Raw genomic sequence first — 16139 nt, 5'->3', positions numbered from 1 at the left:
GATCTAACTCACGCAGCGGGCTGGATTGCCCACCACCGTGGTACCGGCTTCAACGGTACACACGACAACGGCACCAGCGCCCACCACCGTATTCCTTTTCACCGTAACGCCGGGAAGCACTACGGCACCTGCACCAATGAACGCCCGCGCCTCGACCCGGACCTGGCCGCAAAGCGTGGCACCTGGGCCAATAAATGCGTGTTGTTCGATATGGCACTCATGATCAACGAGCGCACCGGTATTCACAACAACCCCGTCGGCAATTCGGCTACCGGGCTGAATGACCGCACCCGCCATGACCTGGACACCTTCGCCCAGCTCGACGCAAGCGGCGAGCACCGCCGATGGGTGCACCAAGGTCACGAACCGAAACCCCTGCGCCTGAAACCGCTGGTGCACGCGCACGCGCACCGCTTGCCCGGGGATCACGCCGATGCCATTGGCAAGCAGGACCTGCTGCCCGCCCATCTGCAACACCGCGTCATCGTCACCAACCGCCACAAGGCCATGCCAAGCGATGCCCTTGGCCAACTCCGGGGCGCTGACGCCTACCGGCGTGAGCCCGCGCAGGCCGATCACATCCCGCACGACCCGTGCATGGCCACCGGCGCCCAACAGCACTACCGGCAAGCTGCTCACGCCGGGTCGCCTGCCGCGTAATCACGCTCGGCAAGCTGGCCGACCAAGTCCCACGCCTGCATCGGGGACACCCCCGCACCGCGCCGGGCCGTGGTCAGGTCCTCGGCGACGATGCGCTGGCCACAGGCAACGGCCCGTGCGAACACCAGGCTCTGACGCGCCGCCTTGCGGGTATCCCACTCGCTGGCCTGGGGTGCCTTGACCGCCTGCCCCAGCATCTGCTGAACCTGGCGAACCTGCGCAACCATGGCCTTGAGTTCGTCCGGTGCCAGGGATGCGGCGTGGTCTGGGCCCGGCAAGCTGCGGTCCAGGGTAAAGTGCTTTTCCACGATACAGGCACTACGCGCAACCGCGGCAACAGAGGCCAGTACGCCTTCGGTATGGTCGGAATAGCCGACCGGCAGGCCGAACGTTTTGTGCAACACGTCCATGGCCATCAGGTTGACCTCATGCGCCCGCGCCGGGTACTGCGAGGTACAGTGCAACAGCGCAACCCGCTCGGCGACAAGCGCACGGGCCTGAGGGCGCGCCCAGTTGACCCACACATCCTCAAGGCTGGCCGGTGGCTGATCGAATTCAAGGCCATGGGCGAGCACCGCCAGCGCCTGATCGATCTCCCCAAGCGTGGACATGCCCGTGGACAGGATCATCGGCCGACCGGCCCGGGCAACATGCCACAACATCGGGCCGTTGATGATCTCGCCGGAGGCGATCTTGTAGACCGGCAGATCCAGGCCATTGAGAAACTGCAGGCTTTCGTGATCGAACGCCGTGGACAGGAAATCCAACCCCAGCTCACGGGCGCGCGCCTGCAATGGCGCATGCCAGGCGTGGGGAAGCTCCAGTTTCAGGAGCATTTCGAGCTGGCTGTCCTGTTCACCGGTGTTGCGCTTCTGATAAGCGGCCTTGGGGGCGCTGGCCGAGGCCAGCAAGCGGGCATTGAAGGTCTGGAACTTGACGGCATCGGCACCGGCCGCCGCCGCCGCGTCCACCAGCGCCATCGCCTTGTCGAAGTCACCGTTATGGTTAACACCCGCTTCGGCAATGATGTACACACCGCCGCGCTCGAAATAATTCATTGCTCAAACCAGATCGTGAAAGGATTTTGGGGTAACCGCATCGAGTTGCTCAAGCACCTGGACCGTGCTTGCCGCAGCCCTGCCCTGCCCGTAAGGGTTGACGACATGCCGGCATTGCTCGGCAAAGTCCGGGCTCAAGGCTTTGGCCAATGCCTCGCGAATCGAAACAGCCTCGGCCTGGCAATGCACAACTGAATCGGCGGCCAGCCGGCCCTGCTGGCGCGCACCGATATTCACGCTCGGCACACCGAATGCCGGCACCTCGATGATACCGCTGGATGAATTGCCGACCACTGCACTGGCCAGGGCCACGGCACTGAGGTAGCGCCTGAAGCCCAGCGAAGGAATGGCCAGCACGCGCCGGGGATTGGCGGCCGCGTACGCCTCGAGCAGGGGGATGATCGCCCGCCCGCCGTTGTCTGCATTGGGGTAGGTCAGGATCACCTGATACCCGGCAAATGCATCGAAGGCCGCCAGCATGGCGCTGAACACCGCGGTGGCATCGCTTTCGACAGCAGTTTCCGGGTGATAGGTGGCCAGCAGGAACGGCCGGTCCAGCGTGAACCCCAGGCTTTCGGAAAGCGCCTGAAGGCTCAGGCGCGGCGTACGCAGCAGGTGATCGAGGCCAAAGGCACCAACGTTGAATACCCGCTGCGGCGCCTCGCCCATCTGGATCACGCGCTGGCGGTAGGGCTCGGCTGCGACAAAATGCAGGTACGACAGTTTGCTGATGGCATGCCGGAACGCATCGTCATAGGCACCTTCGGTGATTTCCCCGCCATGCAGGTGCGCCACGGGGATGCGCATCACCGCAGCGACCTGCACCACGGCCAAGGCTTCGAACCTGTCGCCCAGCACCACCAGCATATCCGGCGCCAGGCGTTCCAAGGCATCGGCAAAGCCGAGCGCGCCAAGGCCCATGGATTTGGCCACCCCCACCGCCGTGTCGGACGACAGCAGCATCTCGACCTTGGCATCGATGGCAAAGCCATCTGCAACGATGTCTTTCCAGGTTTCGCCAAACTCAGGGGACAGGTGCATACCACTGACCAGCACCTGCAACTGCAGCGCCTGGCTCGCCTGGATGTCTTTCATCAACCAGTACAACAGGCCGTATTCGGCCCGTGTAGCAGTGAAGACGGCGACCTTGCGTGTCACGACAGGTGCTCTGGCAGCACGCTGCTCGGCAGGTTGACGATGCGTTCGGCCAACCAGCGCGACTGCTCAAGGCCATCATGCTGGCAATGGGCGTACGCCGGCAGGTCGCACATCAGCTGCCAGATCGGCCGGGTCATCACGTTGGCGCCATTGCTGGCTTGAAGCAGGTTGTCACGCTGCTCGCGGTTTGGGCAGACCACGGCATTGAGCCAGTAGTTGGACCGGCAATGCTCAGGCTCCTGCACGAAGGTCAGCTCACTGCCAGCCATATGTGCAGCATACCGCAACGCCAGCTCGCGCTTGGAGGCGATGAAATGTTCCAACTGCTCAAGCTGGGCACAGCCCAGTGCCGCATTGAGGTTGGGCAGGCGGTAGTTGAAGCCGACTTCGTCGTGCACGTACTCGAACGGGTGCGGGCGCTTGGCCGTGGTGGTCAAGTGCTTGGCCCGCGCGCCGAGCGCCTCATTGGTCAGGATCATCCCTCCACCACCGGTGGTGATGATCTTGTTGCCATTGAAACTCAGCGTGCCGAGCAAACCGAACGAGCCGGTGTGCTTGCCTCGGTAGAGGCTGCCCAGGCTTTCGGCAGCATCTTCGACCAGCGGCAGGTTCCAGCGCTCACAGACGCGAACCAGGCCGTCCAGGTCTGCCGGGTGGCCAAATGTGTGCATCGGCAGGCACGCCGCGATGCGCCGATCATCGGCTTTGCTGCGGCAATTGCCGTCCACATCGAGCCGCGCATGCTCCTCCAGCCAGCCCTGCAACGCCTTCGGCGACATGCCCAAGGTGTGCCGGTCGACGTCGACGAACACCGGTTGCGCACCACAATAGGCAATGGCGTTGCAGGTGGCGACGAAGGTCAATGCCTGGGTAATCACCAGCTCATCACGCTGTACGCCGGCAAGCAGCAGTGCCGCGTGCAGGGCGGCCGTCCCGTTGACGGTGGCGACCGCACGGGCAGCGCCGGTATAGGCCGCTGCGTCCTTTTCAAAACGGTCGACGAAGGCCCCCACGCTGGAAACGAAAGTCGACTCGATGGTTTCCTGGACATAGCCCGACTCCTGCCCCTTGAAAACCGGTGCATGCAGCGGGATGAAATCCTGAGTTCGGTATTGCTCGCGAACGAAGCGGACAAGGGCATCAAACATGGTGTGCACTCAGACGTTGTAGATGTCGGCCTTGTATTTGCTCAGGTTTGCCGGGCGCACCATCCATTCGATGGTTTTCTCCAGCCCCTCACGGATACTGTATGCCGGCTTGAAACCGGTCATGCCATTGATCTTGCTGTTGTCGCACCACAGCCGGAACACTTCGGACTTGCCTGGGCGCAGGCGTTGGTCGTCGGTCAGGAACTCGACGTCACTGCCCATGATGTCCTTGATCAGGTTCAGCGTGTCGCCGACGGATATCTCGAAATTGGAGCCGATATTGACGGTCTCGCCAATGGCCTGGTCGCAGCGCGCCAGTTCGAGGAAACCACGGCAGGTATCGGCCACGTAGTTGAAGTCACGGGTGGGCGATACATCGCCAAGCTTGATCTGCTTCTGGCCGCTGGCGATCTGCGTGATGATGGTCGGAATCACCGCCCGGGCAGACTGGCGCGGCCCGTAGGTATTGAACGGGCGGGCGATGGTGACAGGAAGATCGAACGCGTTAAAGAAACTGATGGCCATGGCGTCGGCACCGATCTTTGATGCGCTGTAGGGCGACTGGGCCTGCAGCGGGTGCTTTTCGTCGATCGGCACATACAGCGCAGTGCCATAGACCTCGCTGGTGGAGGTATGGATCACGCGCTTGACGCCGTTTTCCTTGGCCGCCTGGCAAATGTTCAGCGTGCCTTTGACGTTGGTGTCGACATAGCTGTCGGGTGCAACGTAGGAATACGGGATGGCGATCAGGGCGGCGAGGTGGAAAACCACATCCACATCGCGGGTGATGTGCTTGCAGAAATGCGGGTCGCGCACATCGCCATTGACCACTTCGATCGCATTGCGGCAGTCGACGTCTTCCAGCCAGCCCCAATTGTTGAAGGAGTTGTACTGGGACAGTGCGCGGACGGTGTAACCCTCACGAACCAGCAGTTCGGTGAGGTGGGAGCCGATGAACCCATCGGCGCCGGTAACTAATGCTTTCATGACGTTCCTATTTCGCTGATTCAGGCTTTCCAGATAGGCTTCTTGAGCGCCCACCCGCTAGAGGTCTGTTCCCACAGGTGCGGCGTGCGGAATTCCTCGATCACTTCAAGGAAGCGATCCTGGGTAATCCCCATGTAATCCAGGCACTGCTGCTGGTAAATCTCCGGGAACTCGCCATCGAAGCGCTTGATCAAGGCGATCGCTTCGTCACGGGTAATGTCGCCGTTGCGAATTTCCTGGGCCGCATCATAGGTGGCACGGCCAATGCCGAACTTGGTGTAGGTGGTGTAGTAGTGCAGCCAGTCGATCATGTCGTCGAGGGAGCTGTACTTGCTGAAGCTGCCTTCGGTGCGGAAGTCATTGGGCATGAAGTCCGTGTTTTCGACCGAGAAGTAATAGGTTTCCTGGGGGTGCCACTTGAGGTAGTAACCCAGGTAGTGCACCTCGGTGCCGACTTTTTCGATGCGGTACGGGTCCACCGGCAGATAGGCTTCAAGGTCTGCCAGGGTGAACTTGTACTCTTCCATGAGCTGCTGAGCGCTTACGCCGCCCAGGTACAGGTCCGCCATCTGGTTTTGCGCGGTGTAGTACTTGGGGTCACGGGTAGGTTTGTCGTTGTCTTGAATGGCATTGCCATACTCGGCCTCGTTTTCACCGAAGATGACCAGCGGAATGTCCAACAACGCCGACATTTTCGGTGCCAGGTTCTTCTGCCCCAGGATGAAAGGCTGGAAAGGGTGGCAGAGCTTTTCGAAGGCCAGACGGGTGAGGGTCCGGTGTACCTTCTTGTTCTGGTGATAGGTGTAGTTGGCAAAGCCTGCGTTGATCCAGGCATCGAAATTGCGACGGCCGATATCGGTGTAGATGGCCGGCGGCCAGGTCACCAGAATGGGATTCATCCCATACTTGTACTTGAGCACGTGCGCGGCCATGACGCTGTCTTTGCCGCCACTGCCCGGCACGACCACATCGTAGCGGCCGTCGGAGCGACGGTGGCGATCGCACAGTTCCTTGAGTTCGCGTTCGCGATCCGCCCAGGCGATGCTTTTTTTCTTTTCGGCAAAGTTGCACGCATCACACACGCCGTGTTCATCGAAGAAAATGGCTTTCTTGATTTCACCCGGTTTGTTCTTGAACTCAACCGTGGAAGAAGGGCGCTGGTTGTTCATCGCGCACTTCTTGCAGAACTGGATATCCAATGGCAGGCCGTAGCGGCCATAGCGTGCTTGATCAGTCATACCGGGCTCACAGCGACAGATAATTTTGGAAAATCCGGATACCGACCTCGCGGCTTTTCTCCGGATGGAATTGCACACCGAACACGTTATCGCGTTGCACCGCAGACACGAACTGATGCCCGGCATACTCGGTCAAGGCGATGATGTTGGTGTAGTTCTGTACTTCAAAGGTGTGCATGAAATACAGGGCCTCGTCGCTGGCGAGCCCTTTGAACAGTGGGGATTCACCCTGTACCGCTACGCGGCTGAACCCCATGTGAGGCACAACGCCCTTGCACTGCATCGCACGGACTTCACCGCGGATCAGGCCCAGGCCCTGGGTTTCCCCAAACTCAAAACCGACATCACACAAGATCTGCATGCCAAGGCAGATACCCAGCAGAGGGCGCCCGCTTGCCGCCCACTCACGTACCGCCCCGGCCATGCCGGAAGCATTCAGTTCGGCCATACCGTCGGTAAAGCTACCGACACCTGGCAATACCAGTTTGTCTACGCCGGCCAGCTCTTGCGGGGTTTTGACGACGCGTGGCTGCGCGCCGGCAAGTTCCAGTGCACGCACGATGCTGAAGGTATTCCCCGCCGAACCGTAATCGACTACGCCTACACACTGACTCACAGGGCTACCTCCACACCGTTCTCTTTCAGATGACGCTTGATCTGACCAATGTCGGCCTGACCATAGTGCAACACGGATGCCACGGCGATACCACTGGGTTTGGCCTGCAGGACCACGTCCAGAATGTGATCGAGGTTACCCGCACCGCTGGCAGCGACGACCGGAATACGCACCGCATCGACTACCGCACCGACCAGTTCGACATCGAAACCGCGGCGACGGCCATCAGTGTCGACCGACTGCAGCAGGATCTCACCGGCACCACGGTCCTCGGCTTCCTTGACCCATGCCAGCAGGTCGCGCCCGGAGGGAATGCGCCCGCAGTCGCTGTAGCACGTCCAGCCGCCCTGGGGCAGCTGCTTGGCTTCGACGTTAAGTACCACCGACTGCCCGCCGAACACACGGGCGGCAGCATCAATGATGCCTGGGTCGCTGAGGGCGCCTGTGTTGATCACGACCTTGTCAGCGCCATGATGGAACAGCCGGGTGAAATCCTCGACAGTGCGCACCCCGCCGCCCACGGCAAAGGGTACCAGCAGGTTGCGGGCAGTTGCGGCAATTTGCTCAAGCAGGATTTCGCGGCGATACAGGCTGGCGACGATGTCCACGTAGAAGACCTCGTCAGCCCCCTGCTCGTAGTAGGTACGGGCCAATTGCTCTGGCAGCCCGATCTTGCGCAACCCTTCGAAATGAACGGGTTTCACCACCTGAGGCGGCTTGACGTCCAGCTTTGCGATAACCCGCATACGGCACCTCAAAAACTTCCATAAAAGTATAAGAATCGAACCCATCGCACTGCGCGATACGCAGCGGCAACAGGCTCGAACAATCGTTATTGGCTGGCAGCCAGATGCGAAACAACCAGGCTGATGTTTTCAGCGGTCATGTACGGATGCATCGGCAAACTCATGACCCGGCTAGCAATCAGGTCGCCAATGGGCAAGCAAGCCGTATCGTCACGCACGGCCGGCTGGCGGTTCAGCGGTATAGGGTAATGCACGGCGGTCGGCACCCCCAAGGTTTTCAGCGTTTCCTGTACCTTGTCGCGCTCGTCGACCTGAACAGTGTATTGCGCCCAGGCACTGCTGTTGTGCGCCTCGACGAAGGGGGATGCCATGCCGACGGCCTGCAACGCCTCGGCATAAGCGGCTGCCACCTGCTGACGCTGTGCCAACTCCCTATCGAACACCGCAAGCTTCGGTAACAGAATCGCCGCCTGCAGGGTATCCAGCCTGCTGTTCACACCTACCCGAACATGGTGGTAGCGGCGGTCCTGCCCATGTCGTGCGATCTGACGCATGATGGTCGCCAGCTCATCGTCGCTGGTGAAGATCGCCCCACCATCGCCGTAGCAGCCCAGCGGCTTGCTGGGGAAGAAGCTGGTACAGGCGATCGTGGACAGGTTGCAAGAGCGCTTGCCCTTGTAGCGGGCCCCGAAGCTCTGCGCCGCGTCCTCGATGACGGTAATGCCGTGCCTGGCGGCGATGGCGTTGATCGCATCGAAATCGGCACACTGGCCGTACAGCGAAACCGGGATGACGGCTTTGGTGCGAGGCGTGATCGCCGCTTCCAGCAACAATGGGTCGAGGTTGTAAGTGCGCGGGTCGACATCGACGTAAACCGGCTTGGCACCCAGTAGCGCCACGGTTTCGGCCGTCGCGATGTAGGTAAAGCCCGGAGTGATGACTTCATCGCCCGGCCCGACCCCCAGTGCCATCAGGGCGATCTGCAGAGCATCGGTACCATTGGCCACACTGATGCAATGCCTGGCGCCAGTGAACGCGACGAGCCTTTGCTCCAGCTCAGCCACTTCCGGCCCCAGGATGTATTGCCCGTGGGCCAGCACTCGCTGAATACCAGCGTCGATCTGGCTCTTCAGCTGCTGGTACTGGGTTTTTAGGTCGATAAAATCCATGAGACTCGCAAAGTCCTGTCAAGGGCTTTCAGTGCGCAGGCGGCTGACGCCGCGCACGCACCCAAAGCAGTTTGAATCCATTGGTCCGTTAACGCAGGGCGGTTACTGGCAAAGCTTGCGCAAGCAATTGCCTTCGAGCTGGTAGCGCGCGCCGCTATGTGCACACGCCACTTCACCCTGCCCCTGCAAGGGTAAATCGAGCTGCTCGCCGAACTCACTCATCCAGCCGATCTGTCGCGCCGGCACCCCGACCATCAGGGCATAGGCCGGCACATTCTTGTTGACCACAGCACCCGCCCCGACGAACGCGTATTCACCGATGGTCACGCCACAGACGATGGTGCAGTTGGCACCAAGGGTGGCGCCCTTGCGCACCAGTGTGTCGCGGTATTCGCTTTTACGCTCGATCAGCGAACGCGGATTGTAGACATTGGTGAACACCATGCTCGGCCCGCAGAACACACCCTCTTCGAGGGTCACGTTGTCGTACACCGACACGTTGTTCTGAATCTTGCAGTGGTCACCAATGCTGACCTTGTTACCGACGAACACGTTCTGCCCCAGCGACACGCCTTTGCCGATACGCGCACCAGCACAGACGTGGACGAAATGCCAAACCCGCGAGCCCTCGCCGATCTGCGCACCTTCGTCGATGATGGCTGAGGCATGCACCTGATAGTTCATCCCAACCTCAGCGCTGCAGCGTGGCAAGGAACGGATGGCCCTCACCCTGCTGCGGCGCGACGATGGCGGCCGAGCGGATGGTGTTGACCGTTTCGACGCAGTGCCGCGCATCTTCGATGCCATAACCGCGGCCGGCGAGGATTTCCTTGTAGCTGGTGGTGTGCAGGTCGGTGAAGCCTTCGGAAAACTCCATCTCTTCGCCATCGACGGTGATCGAGCGATAAGTCGGCTTCTTCCCCTTGACCGACTCAGGCAGGTCCTGGGCGTCGATCGAGAGGAACCAGCGCACCCGGGCCTTTTCGTACTCAAGGTAACCGGCGGCCTTGTGGTCGTTGGCAAAGTGCACGACGTTGCGCTGCAACTTGCCAAAGATGAAATGCAGCATGTCGTAGAAGTGCACGCCAATGTTGGTGGCCACGCCATAGGACTTGCGCGGGTCACCCTTCCAGCTCTCCATGTACCATTTGCCACGGGACGTGATGTAAGTGAGCTCTACCTCGTACTTGCCGTCACGCGCCTCGGCTGCGACCTTTTCCTTGAGGTCAAGAATCGCCTGGTGGTGGCGCAGTTGCAGGATGTTGTAAACGCGCTTGCCGGTCTCTTTTTCGACCTGCGCGAGCTCGTCGAGTACTTCCGGCGTGGGCACCAGCGGCTTTTCGCAGATCACATCGCAGCCCAGGCGCAGGCCTGCGGCGATGTGGGCGTGGTGCAGGTAGTTCGGCGAGCACACTGCGACGTAGTCCAGCGCTGTGGCCGGGTCGCGCTTGATGCGGTAGGCGTGCTCGGCAAAACGCTCGAACTCGGTGAAAAACTCGCTCTGCGGCGACAAGCTGTCGATGATGCCCACCGAGTCATTGATGTCGTAGGCCGACACCAGCTCGTTGCCGGTGTCCTTGATGGCACGCATGTGGCGTGGTGCGATGTAACCGGCAGCACCGATAAGGGCGAAACGTTTCAAAAGTGACACTCCTGGATCAGGCCTTGATGATGTGGTCAGCCGGCGCACGATATTTGCCGCGGCTGTCGACAACCAGTTGTGCGTGTTGCTTGATCAGTGCGTAGTCGAACTTGTCATGGTCGGTCGCGAGGACTACCGCATCGAACGATGCGAGGCTTTGTGCAGTCAGCACCACACTGGAGAGGTCGAAATGGTGTTCGCGCATTTTCGGGAACACAGGAACGTGCGGGTCGCTATAGGCCACCACGCAGCCCTTGGCCTCGAGCAGTTCCATGATTTCCACCGAGGGCGACTCGCGCATATCGTCGACGTTCTTCTTGTAGGCAATGCCCAGCACCAACACCTTGCTGCCCTTGAGCGCCTTGGCCTTGTCGTTCAGGCCGTCCATCAGTTTGGTGACCACATACTCAGGCATTGCCTGGTTGACTTCACCGGACAGCTCGATGAAACGGGTATGCAAGCCGTACTCGCGAGCCTTCCAGGTCAGGTAGAACGGGTCAATCGGGATGCAATGGCCGCCCAGTCCCGGGCCCGGGTAATACGGGGTGAAACCAAATGGTTTGGTGGCTGCGGCATCGACCACCTCGAAGATGTCGATACCCATGCGGTCAGCCACGATTTTCATCTCGTTGACCAAGCCGATGTTGACCGCGCGATGGATGTTCTCCAGCAGCTTGGTCATCTCCGCAGCCTTGGTCGAACTGACCTGCACGACCTGATCGATCGCTTGTTCGTACAGGGCGACACCGACTTCCAGGCACGCAGGCGTATGGCCACCGATGACCTTAGGGATGGTACGGGTTTCGAAGTTGGGGTTGCCCGGGTCCTCACGTTCCGGCGAATAGACCAGGAAGATGCTCTCACCCACCACCAGGCCACCTCGCTCGACACGCGGCAGCAGCTCTTCCTCGGTCGTGCCCGGGTAGGTGGTGCTTTCCAGCGAAACCACCTGGCCTGCGCGCAGGAAAGGCTGAATGGCTTCGGTGGTGTTGATAACGAAGCTCATGTCCGGCTCGCGGTATTTGTTCAGCGGCGTCGGCACACAGAGAATCAGGGCATCGCATTCGGCCACGCGCTGAAAATCGCAGGTTGCTTCGAAGCCACTGTTGCGCGCGGCAATGATATGTTCGGCGGGAATGTGCTCGATGTAGCTCTCACCTGCATTCAGCCGGGTGGTCTTGGATTCGTCAATGTCGATACCCAACACGCGATAACCGATCGCGTTGTAGCGCAGCATCAGCGGCAAGCCGACATAACCCAGCCCGACGATGCCGATCAGGGCCTCGCGGTTCTTGAACCTGGCGATGGTGTCCTGCTTGGTAACCGACATATTGCTGTAACTCCCTTCCCTAACGCTTGAGCGGTTCAAGCACCGATCGCGGGCGCGTGAACGCGCACCGAAATGTAAACGGCGTATTATGCCCTTACTGCAGCGTGATGGCTTCTGAAAAATGGCCACCGGCAATCAGAACAGCGCTCGCGCAATGCATAAACAGGGCAAAAAGCCATCAACCATTGACGATCAGCAAGACATACCTGCGGCAATGGTCACCTCTACCCTGCATCCGGCCTTCACGCACGCAGCCTCCAGCACCCTGGCCAGCGCCCGCTTGGCTCCATCATCACCATGCACCAACAACACGCGCGCCCCGGGGCCAACACAGCCCAGAGCAAAACGCACCAACCCCGCCTGATCCGCATGCCCCGAATACCCACCCAACGTCATCACCTTGGCGCGAATCTCGTACATCTGCCCATCCAGGTCGATCTGCACGAAACCCTCAGCCCCTTCACTGGCTTGTATCACCGCCCCCGGCGTGCCCTTGGCCTGGTAACCGACGAACAACACCTCATGCCGCGGGTCACCGAGCATGGCCTTGAGGTAATTGACGATGCGCCCGCCCGAACACATGCCGTTGCCAGCAATGACAATGGCCGGGCGCCCGGTGCTTTTGAGGTGGTTCACCACTTGCTGGTGCTGGGCATGGCTGTCGATGGTGATCAACTGGCGAAACCCCAGCGGCTCGCGCCCCTGAAGCACACGGCCACTGGCCTCGGCGCGCCAGAACTGGTGCAGCTCGCGATAGACGCCGGTAATTCGCCGCGCCAAGGGCGAATCGAGAATCACCGGCAGCCGCGACCAATCGCGAAAGTTACCCTCCACCCTGCCCCCGGGCTCGTTCAACAAGGCCTTGCGGTGCAGGATATCCTCAAGCTCGTAGAGCAATTCCTGGGTGCGCCCCAGGCTGAACGCCGGTATGAGAATGGTGCCGTCATCGGCCAGCGCCCGGTCGATGGCCGCCTCCAGGCCCTTGCGCCGCTCGCTGCGGTCAGGGTGCAGGCGGTCGCCATAAGTGCTCTCGAGCACCAGAAGGTCGGCGCGCTCCGGTGGCACCAGCGGGCGCAACAGCGGATTGTCCGGCGCGCCCAGGTCACCCGAGAACACCACACGTGTAGCCACTTCACCCAGCATGACTTCGCACTCGACATAGGCCGAACCGAGCAGATGCCCGGCGCGCTGAAGGCGTATGGCACAGCGCATGCCGGGCCGCTCGACAAGCTCATGCCATCGTTCGAAGGCCAGCGGCACGATACGTTCCTGCAGAAACGCCAGATACCTGGCAACCTGCGCAGGCTCGCGGCTGATCTCGAGCTTGTAGGCATCTTCCAGCACCAGCGGCAACAGCCTGGCCGAGGGCTCGCTGCAGAAGATCGGCCCACGAAAGCCTGCGGCGAACAGCGCCGGAATGCGACCGACATGGTCGAGGTGGACATGAGTAATGATCAGCGCCTGGATACCGGAAATATCGAAACCAAGCTGGCCGGGCGACGCACCACGGGCTTCCAGCCCCTGCTCCAGCCCGCAATCGATCAGCAGGCTGTGGTCGCTATCGAGATGCAGTTGATGACAGGAGCCGGTGACACCGCGAGTGCCACCATGATGGGAAATGCAGGGAAAAAGCATTGCGCAGAGTCCTTTGCGACCATGGGAAAAAGTGCCCCATTAAGTCACCCTGCGCGGCTTCGACAAAGGCCAAGAGTCCGACACTTTTCGTAGGAAAGGTCGCTTCAGTTGCCAGCCAGTGCTTCCTGCCGTGCGCTAGCGCGGATCTTGCGCTTGCCGCGCATCAACCCATAGGCCCCGAGCAACGGGCCGACTGCCAGGCCCAGCACCAGGGCCGCGATCACCAGCACTGCCACCGGCACCGCCGGCGCCGCCCAACCGAACAGCACGAGGGAGACGGTCTGCTGGTTCTCCAGCACGAAGAACAACACCACAGCCGCCAACAGCAGCACGAACAGCGCCAGCAAGGCGCGCTTGAGGTTACGCATCAGTCTGTTCCTTCAAATGTTCAGGTGAGCTCATGCTCTTCTTCTTCATTGACCCGATCACGCAACTCCTTGCCGGGCTTGAAGTGAGGCACGTACTTGCCTTCGAGGCTGACCGACTGACCGGTCTTGGGGTTGCGCCCTACACGCGGCGCGCGATAGTGCAAAGAAAAGCTGCCAAAACCACGAATCTCGATGCGATCACCCGTGGCCAGGCACTGCGACATCTGTTCAAGCATGGTCTTGATGGCCAGCTCGACGTCCTTGGACGAGAGCAGCCCCTGATGGGTGACAATACGTTCGATCAGCTCCGACTTCGTCATATTTTTCCCTTCGTTATCAAGCAGCTAGATCATTGCTTAATCAGTTTGTAGCACGCTCCGGCGGATTTGAACAGGGTGGTTCTTGACTAAACAAAAAAATTCAAGAATGGACTGATTAAGAATAAGTGGTGCCGGGGCATTTGTGGGGTGCAGACCCGGCCTCATCGCCGGCAAGCCGGCGCCTACAGTTTGATGGCGTTTGGGCTGAAAAAGCAGGCAAAAAAAAGGGTGGCCCGCAGGCCACCCTTTTTACCGATCAAACAGAACTCAGTTCTGCTTGGCCATTGCTTCGCGCAGCAGCGCAGCCATGGTGGTATCGGCAGCCGCTTCCGGAGCGTTTTTCAGGCTCTGGATGGCTTCGCGCTCTTCAGCATCGTCCTTCGACTTGATGGACAGGCTGATAACGCGGGACTTGCGGTCAACGCTGATGATCTTGGCTTCGATCTCTTCGCCTTCCTTCAGCACGTTACGGGCGTCTTCAACGCGGTCACGGCTGATTTCGGAAGCCTTCAGAGAAGCTTCGATGTCATCGGCCAGAGTGACGATTGCACCCTTGGCGTCGACTTCCTTGACGATACCTTTGACGATAGCGCCCTTGTCGTTCTGCGCGACGTAGTCGGTGAACGGATCGGAGTCCAGCTGCTTGATGCCCAGGGAGATGCGCTCGCGCTCCGGGTCAACCGACAGGATGACGGTTTCCAGCTCGTCGCCCTTCTTGAAGCGACGCACGGCTTCTTCGCCAGCTTCGTTCCAGGAGATGTCGGACAGGTGAACCAGACCGTCGATGCCGCCGTCCAGGCCGATGAAGATACCGAAGTCGGTGATCGACTTGATGGTACCGGTGATCTTGTCACCCTTGTTGAATTGGCCGGAGAAGTCTTCCCATGGGTTCGATTTGCACTGCTTGATACCCAGGGAGATACGACGACGCTCTTCGTCGATGTCCAGAACCATGACTTCCACTTCGTCGCCAACCTGAACGACTTTCGACGGGTGGATGTTCTTGTTGGTCCAGTCCATTTCCGAAACGTGTACCAGGCCTTCAACGCCTTCTTCCAGCTCAGCGAAGCAGCCGTAGTCGGTCAGGTTGGTAACACGAGCGGTGACGCGGGTGTTTTCTGGGTAACGGGCTTTGATAGCAACCCATGGGTCTTCACCCAGTTGCTTCAGACCCAGCGAAACGCGGTTGCGCTCGCGATCGTACTTCAGGACCTTGACGTCGATCTCGTCACCAACGTTGACGATTTCCGACGGGTGCTTGATACGCTTCCAGGCCATGTCGGTGATGTGCAGCAGGCCATCGACGCCGCCCAGGTCAACGAACGCACCGTAGTCGGTGAGGTTCTTGACGATACCTTTAACGCCCATGCCTTCCTGCAGCGATTCCAGCAGAGCTTCGCGCTCGGCGCTGTTTTCGGCTTCCAGGACGCTGCGACGGGAAACGACAACGTTGTTGCGCTTCTGGTCCAGCTTGATGACCTTGAATTCCAGCTCTTTGCCTTCGAGGTGGGTGGTGTCGCGCACTGGGCGGACATCAACCAGGGAGCCCGGCAGGAACGCACGGATGCCGTTAACGTCGACAGTGAAGCCGCCTTTAACCTTACCGTTGATAACGCCCTTGACCACTTCTTCGGCAGCGAAAGCAGCTTCCAGAACAATCCAGCACTCGGCGCGCTTGGCTTTTTCACGGGACAGCTTGGTTTCGCCAAAGCCGTCTTCGACCGCGTCCAGCGCAACGTGAACTTCGTCACCGACCTTGATGGACAGTTCGCCAGCTTCGTTGATGAATTGCTCGAGCGGGATGACGCCCTCGGACTTCAGGCCAGCGTGTACGGTAACCCAGTCGCCGTCGATGTCGACAACGATACCGGTGATGATGGCACCCGGCTGAAGATTGAGGGTTTTCAGGCTTTCTTCAAAGAGTTCTGCAAAGCTTTCGCTCATTTTAATTCCTGTAGATTCGGGCGAAACAAACGCCCATAGCCACATTCCAGACAATGTGGGTTTCGTTAAGTTAAGAAGCGCTGACAGGACGTTGACTGGTGCCCCTGCCTGCTCTCCTCT

16 protein-coding genes are annotated in these 16139 nt (G+C 60.1%); all 16 read right to left on the bottom strand.

The features are described from left to right. Positions 1-3 precede the first annotated feature (3 nt). Positions 4-639, bottom strand: coding sequence for a NeuD/PglB/VioB family sugar acetyltransferase (locus KSS93_RS10445; RefSeq protein WP_217888208.1), 636 nt, complete (start codon positions 637-639; stop codon positions 4-6). Then, positions 636-1718 carry an N-acetylneuraminate synthase gene (neuB, locus tag KSS93_RS10440; RefSeq protein ID WP_217888207.1) on the bottom strand — a complete coding sequence of 361 codons (1083 nt, stop codon included), beginning with the start codon at positions 1716-1718 and terminating at the stop codon, positions 636-638. Before neuB ends, KSS93_RS10445 begins: the two co-directional genes overlap by 4 nt. Before the next feature lie 3 nt (positions 1719-1721). Further along, complete coding sequence (neuC, locus tag KSS93_RS10435) at positions 1722-2876, bottom strand: UDP-N-acetylglucosamine 2-epimerase (RefSeq protein WP_217888206.1); 1155 nt, start codon at positions 2874-2876, stop codon at positions 1722-1724. Further along, positions 2873-4024 (bottom strand): LegC family aminotransferase, encoded by a 1152-nt coding sequence (locus KSS93_RS10430; protein ID WP_217888205.1) that lies wholly within the window; start codon positions 4022-4024, stop codon positions 2873-2875. Before KSS93_RS10430 ends, neuC begins: the two co-directional genes overlap by 4 nt. A gap of 9 nt (positions 4025-4033) precedes the next feature. Beyond that, positions 4034-5011: an NAD-dependent 4,6-dehydratase LegB gene (locus tag KSS93_RS10425; protein ID WP_217888204.1), complete on the bottom strand. Its 978-nt coding sequence runs from the start codon at positions 5009-5011 to the stop codon at positions 4034-4036. Between the two features lie 20 nt (positions 5012-5031). Then, positions 5032-6249 (bottom strand): N-acetyl sugar amidotransferase, encoded by a 1218-nt coding sequence (locus KSS93_RS10420; protein ID WP_217888203.1) that lies wholly within the window; start codon positions 6247-6249, stop codon positions 5032-5034. Positions 6250-6256: 7 nt separating this feature from the next. Next, complete coding sequence (gene hisH / locus KSS93_RS10415) at positions 6257-6865, bottom strand: imidazole glycerol phosphate synthase subunit HisH (RefSeq protein WP_217888202.1); 609 nt, start codon at positions 6863-6865, stop codon at positions 6257-6259. After that, positions 6862-7611: an imidazole glycerol phosphate synthase subunit HisF gene (gene hisF, locus KSS93_RS10410; protein ID WP_217888201.1), complete on the bottom strand. Its 750-nt coding sequence runs from the start codon at positions 7609-7611 to the stop codon at positions 6862-6864. Before hisF ends, hisH begins: the two co-directional genes overlap by 4 nt. 86 nt (positions 7612-7697) lie before the next feature. Next, positions 7698-8780 carry a DegT/DnrJ/EryC1/StrS family aminotransferase gene (locus tag KSS93_RS10405; RefSeq protein WP_217888200.1) on the bottom strand — a complete coding sequence of 361 codons (1083 nt, stop codon included), beginning with the start codon at positions 8778-8780 and terminating at the stop codon, positions 7698-7700. Positions 8781-8882: 102 nt separating this feature from the next. Beyond that, positions 8883-9464 (bottom strand): UDP-2-acetamido-3-amino-2,3-dideoxy-D-glucuronate N-acetyltransferase, encoded by a 582-nt coding sequence (gene wbpD, locus KSS93_RS10400; RefSeq protein ID WP_217888199.1) that lies wholly within the window; start codon positions 9462-9464, stop codon positions 8883-8885. 7 nt (positions 9465-9471) lie between these two features. Beyond that, the gene (wbpB, locus tag KSS93_RS10395; RefSeq protein WP_217888198.1) at positions 9472-10422 is read right to left on the bottom strand and encodes a UDP-N-acetyl-2-amino-2-deoxy-D-glucuronate oxidase; all 951 of its coding nucleotides are present in this window, start codon (positions 10420-10422) and stop codon (positions 9472-9474) included. 16 nt (positions 10423-10438) lie between these two features. After that, positions 10439-11752, bottom strand: a complete 1314-nt coding sequence (wbpA, locus tag KSS93_RS10390; protein ID WP_217888197.1) for a UDP-N-acetyl-D-glucosamine 6-dehydrogenase — start codon at positions 11750-11752, stop codon at positions 10439-10441. A 192-nt stretch (positions 11753-11944) separates the two neighbouring features. Further along, positions 11945-13387, bottom strand: a complete 1443-nt coding sequence (locus KSS93_RS10385) for an MBL fold metallo-hydrolase (protein WP_217888196.1) — start codon at positions 13385-13387, stop codon at positions 11945-11947. Positions 13388-13491: 104 nt separating this feature from the next. Beyond that, positions 13492-13755, bottom strand: coding sequence for a LapA family protein (locus tag KSS93_RS10380; RefSeq protein ID WP_217888195.1), 264 nt, complete (start codon positions 13753-13755; stop codon positions 13492-13494). Between the two features lie 20 nt (positions 13756-13775). After that, complete coding sequence (gene ihfB / locus KSS93_RS10375) at positions 13776-14075, bottom strand: integration host factor subunit beta (RefSeq protein WP_217842315.1); 300 nt, start codon at positions 14073-14075, stop codon at positions 13776-13778. Between the two features lie 267 nt (positions 14076-14342). Further along, positions 14343-16019: a 30S ribosomal protein S1 gene (gene rpsA / locus KSS93_RS10370; protein ID WP_217888194.1), complete on the bottom strand. Its 1677-nt coding sequence runs from the start codon at positions 16017-16019 to the stop codon at positions 14343-14345. Positions 16020-16139 lie beyond the last annotated feature (120 nt).

It is taken from the genome of Pseudomonas xanthosomatis, assembly GCF_019139835.1.
Lineage (GTDB): Bacteria > Pseudomonadota > Gammaproteobacteria > Pseudomonadales > Pseudomonadaceae > Aquipseudomonas > Aquipseudomonas fakonensis.
Note: the sequence above shows the minus strand (reverse complement) of the source record. Positions and strands in the feature narration are given on the sequence as shown.

Excerpts from the sequence above, each read along its gene's own strand:
- neuB (WP_217888207.1), bottom strand. The coding sequence starts at position 1,718 with ATGAATTATTTCGAGCGCGGCGGTGTGTACATCATTGCCGAAGCGGGT.
- KSS93_RS10430 (WP_217888205.1), bottom strand. The coding sequence starts at position 4,024 with ATGTTTGATGCCCTTGTCCGCTTCGTTCGCGAGCAATACCGAACTCAG.
- KSS93_RS10425 (WP_217888204.1), bottom strand. The coding sequence starts at position 5,011 with ATGAAAGCATTAGTTACCGGCGCCGATGGGTTCATCGGCTCCCACCTC.
- KSS93_RS10420 (WP_217888203.1), bottom strand. The coding sequence starts at position 6,249 with ATGACTGATCAAGCACGCTATGGCCGCTACGGCCTGCCATTGGATATC.
- hisF (WP_217888201.1), bottom strand. The coding sequence starts at position 7,611 with ATGCGGGTTATCGCAAAGCTGGACGTCAAGCCGCCTCAGGTGGTGAAA.
- KSS93_RS10405 (WP_217888200.1), bottom strand. The coding sequence starts at position 8,780 with ATGGATTTTATCGACCTAAAAACCCAGTACCAGCAGCTGAAGAGCCAG.
- wbpD (WP_217888199.1), bottom strand. The coding sequence starts at position 9,464 with ATGAACTATCAGGTGCATGCCTCAGCCATCATCGACGAAGGTGCGCAG.
- wbpA (WP_217888197.1), bottom strand. The coding sequence starts at position 11,752 with ATGTCGGTTACCAAGCAGGACACCATCGCCAGGTTCAAGAACCGCGAG.
- KSS93_RS10385 (WP_217888196.1), bottom strand. The coding sequence starts at position 13,387 with ATGCTTTTTCCCTGCATTTCCCATCATGGTGGCACTCGCGGTGTCACC.
- KSS93_RS10380 (WP_217888195.1), bottom strand. The coding sequence starts at position 13,755 with ATGCGTAACCTCAAGCGCGCCTTGCTGGCGCTGTTCGTGCTGCTGTTG.
- ihfB (WP_217842315.1), bottom strand. The coding sequence starts at position 14,075 with ATGACGAAGTCGGAGCTGATCGAACGTATTGTCACCCATCAGGGGCTG.
- rpsA (WP_217888194.1), bottom strand. The coding sequence starts at position 16,019 with ATGAGCGAAAGCTTTGCAGAACTCTTTGAAGAAAGCCTGAAAACCCTC.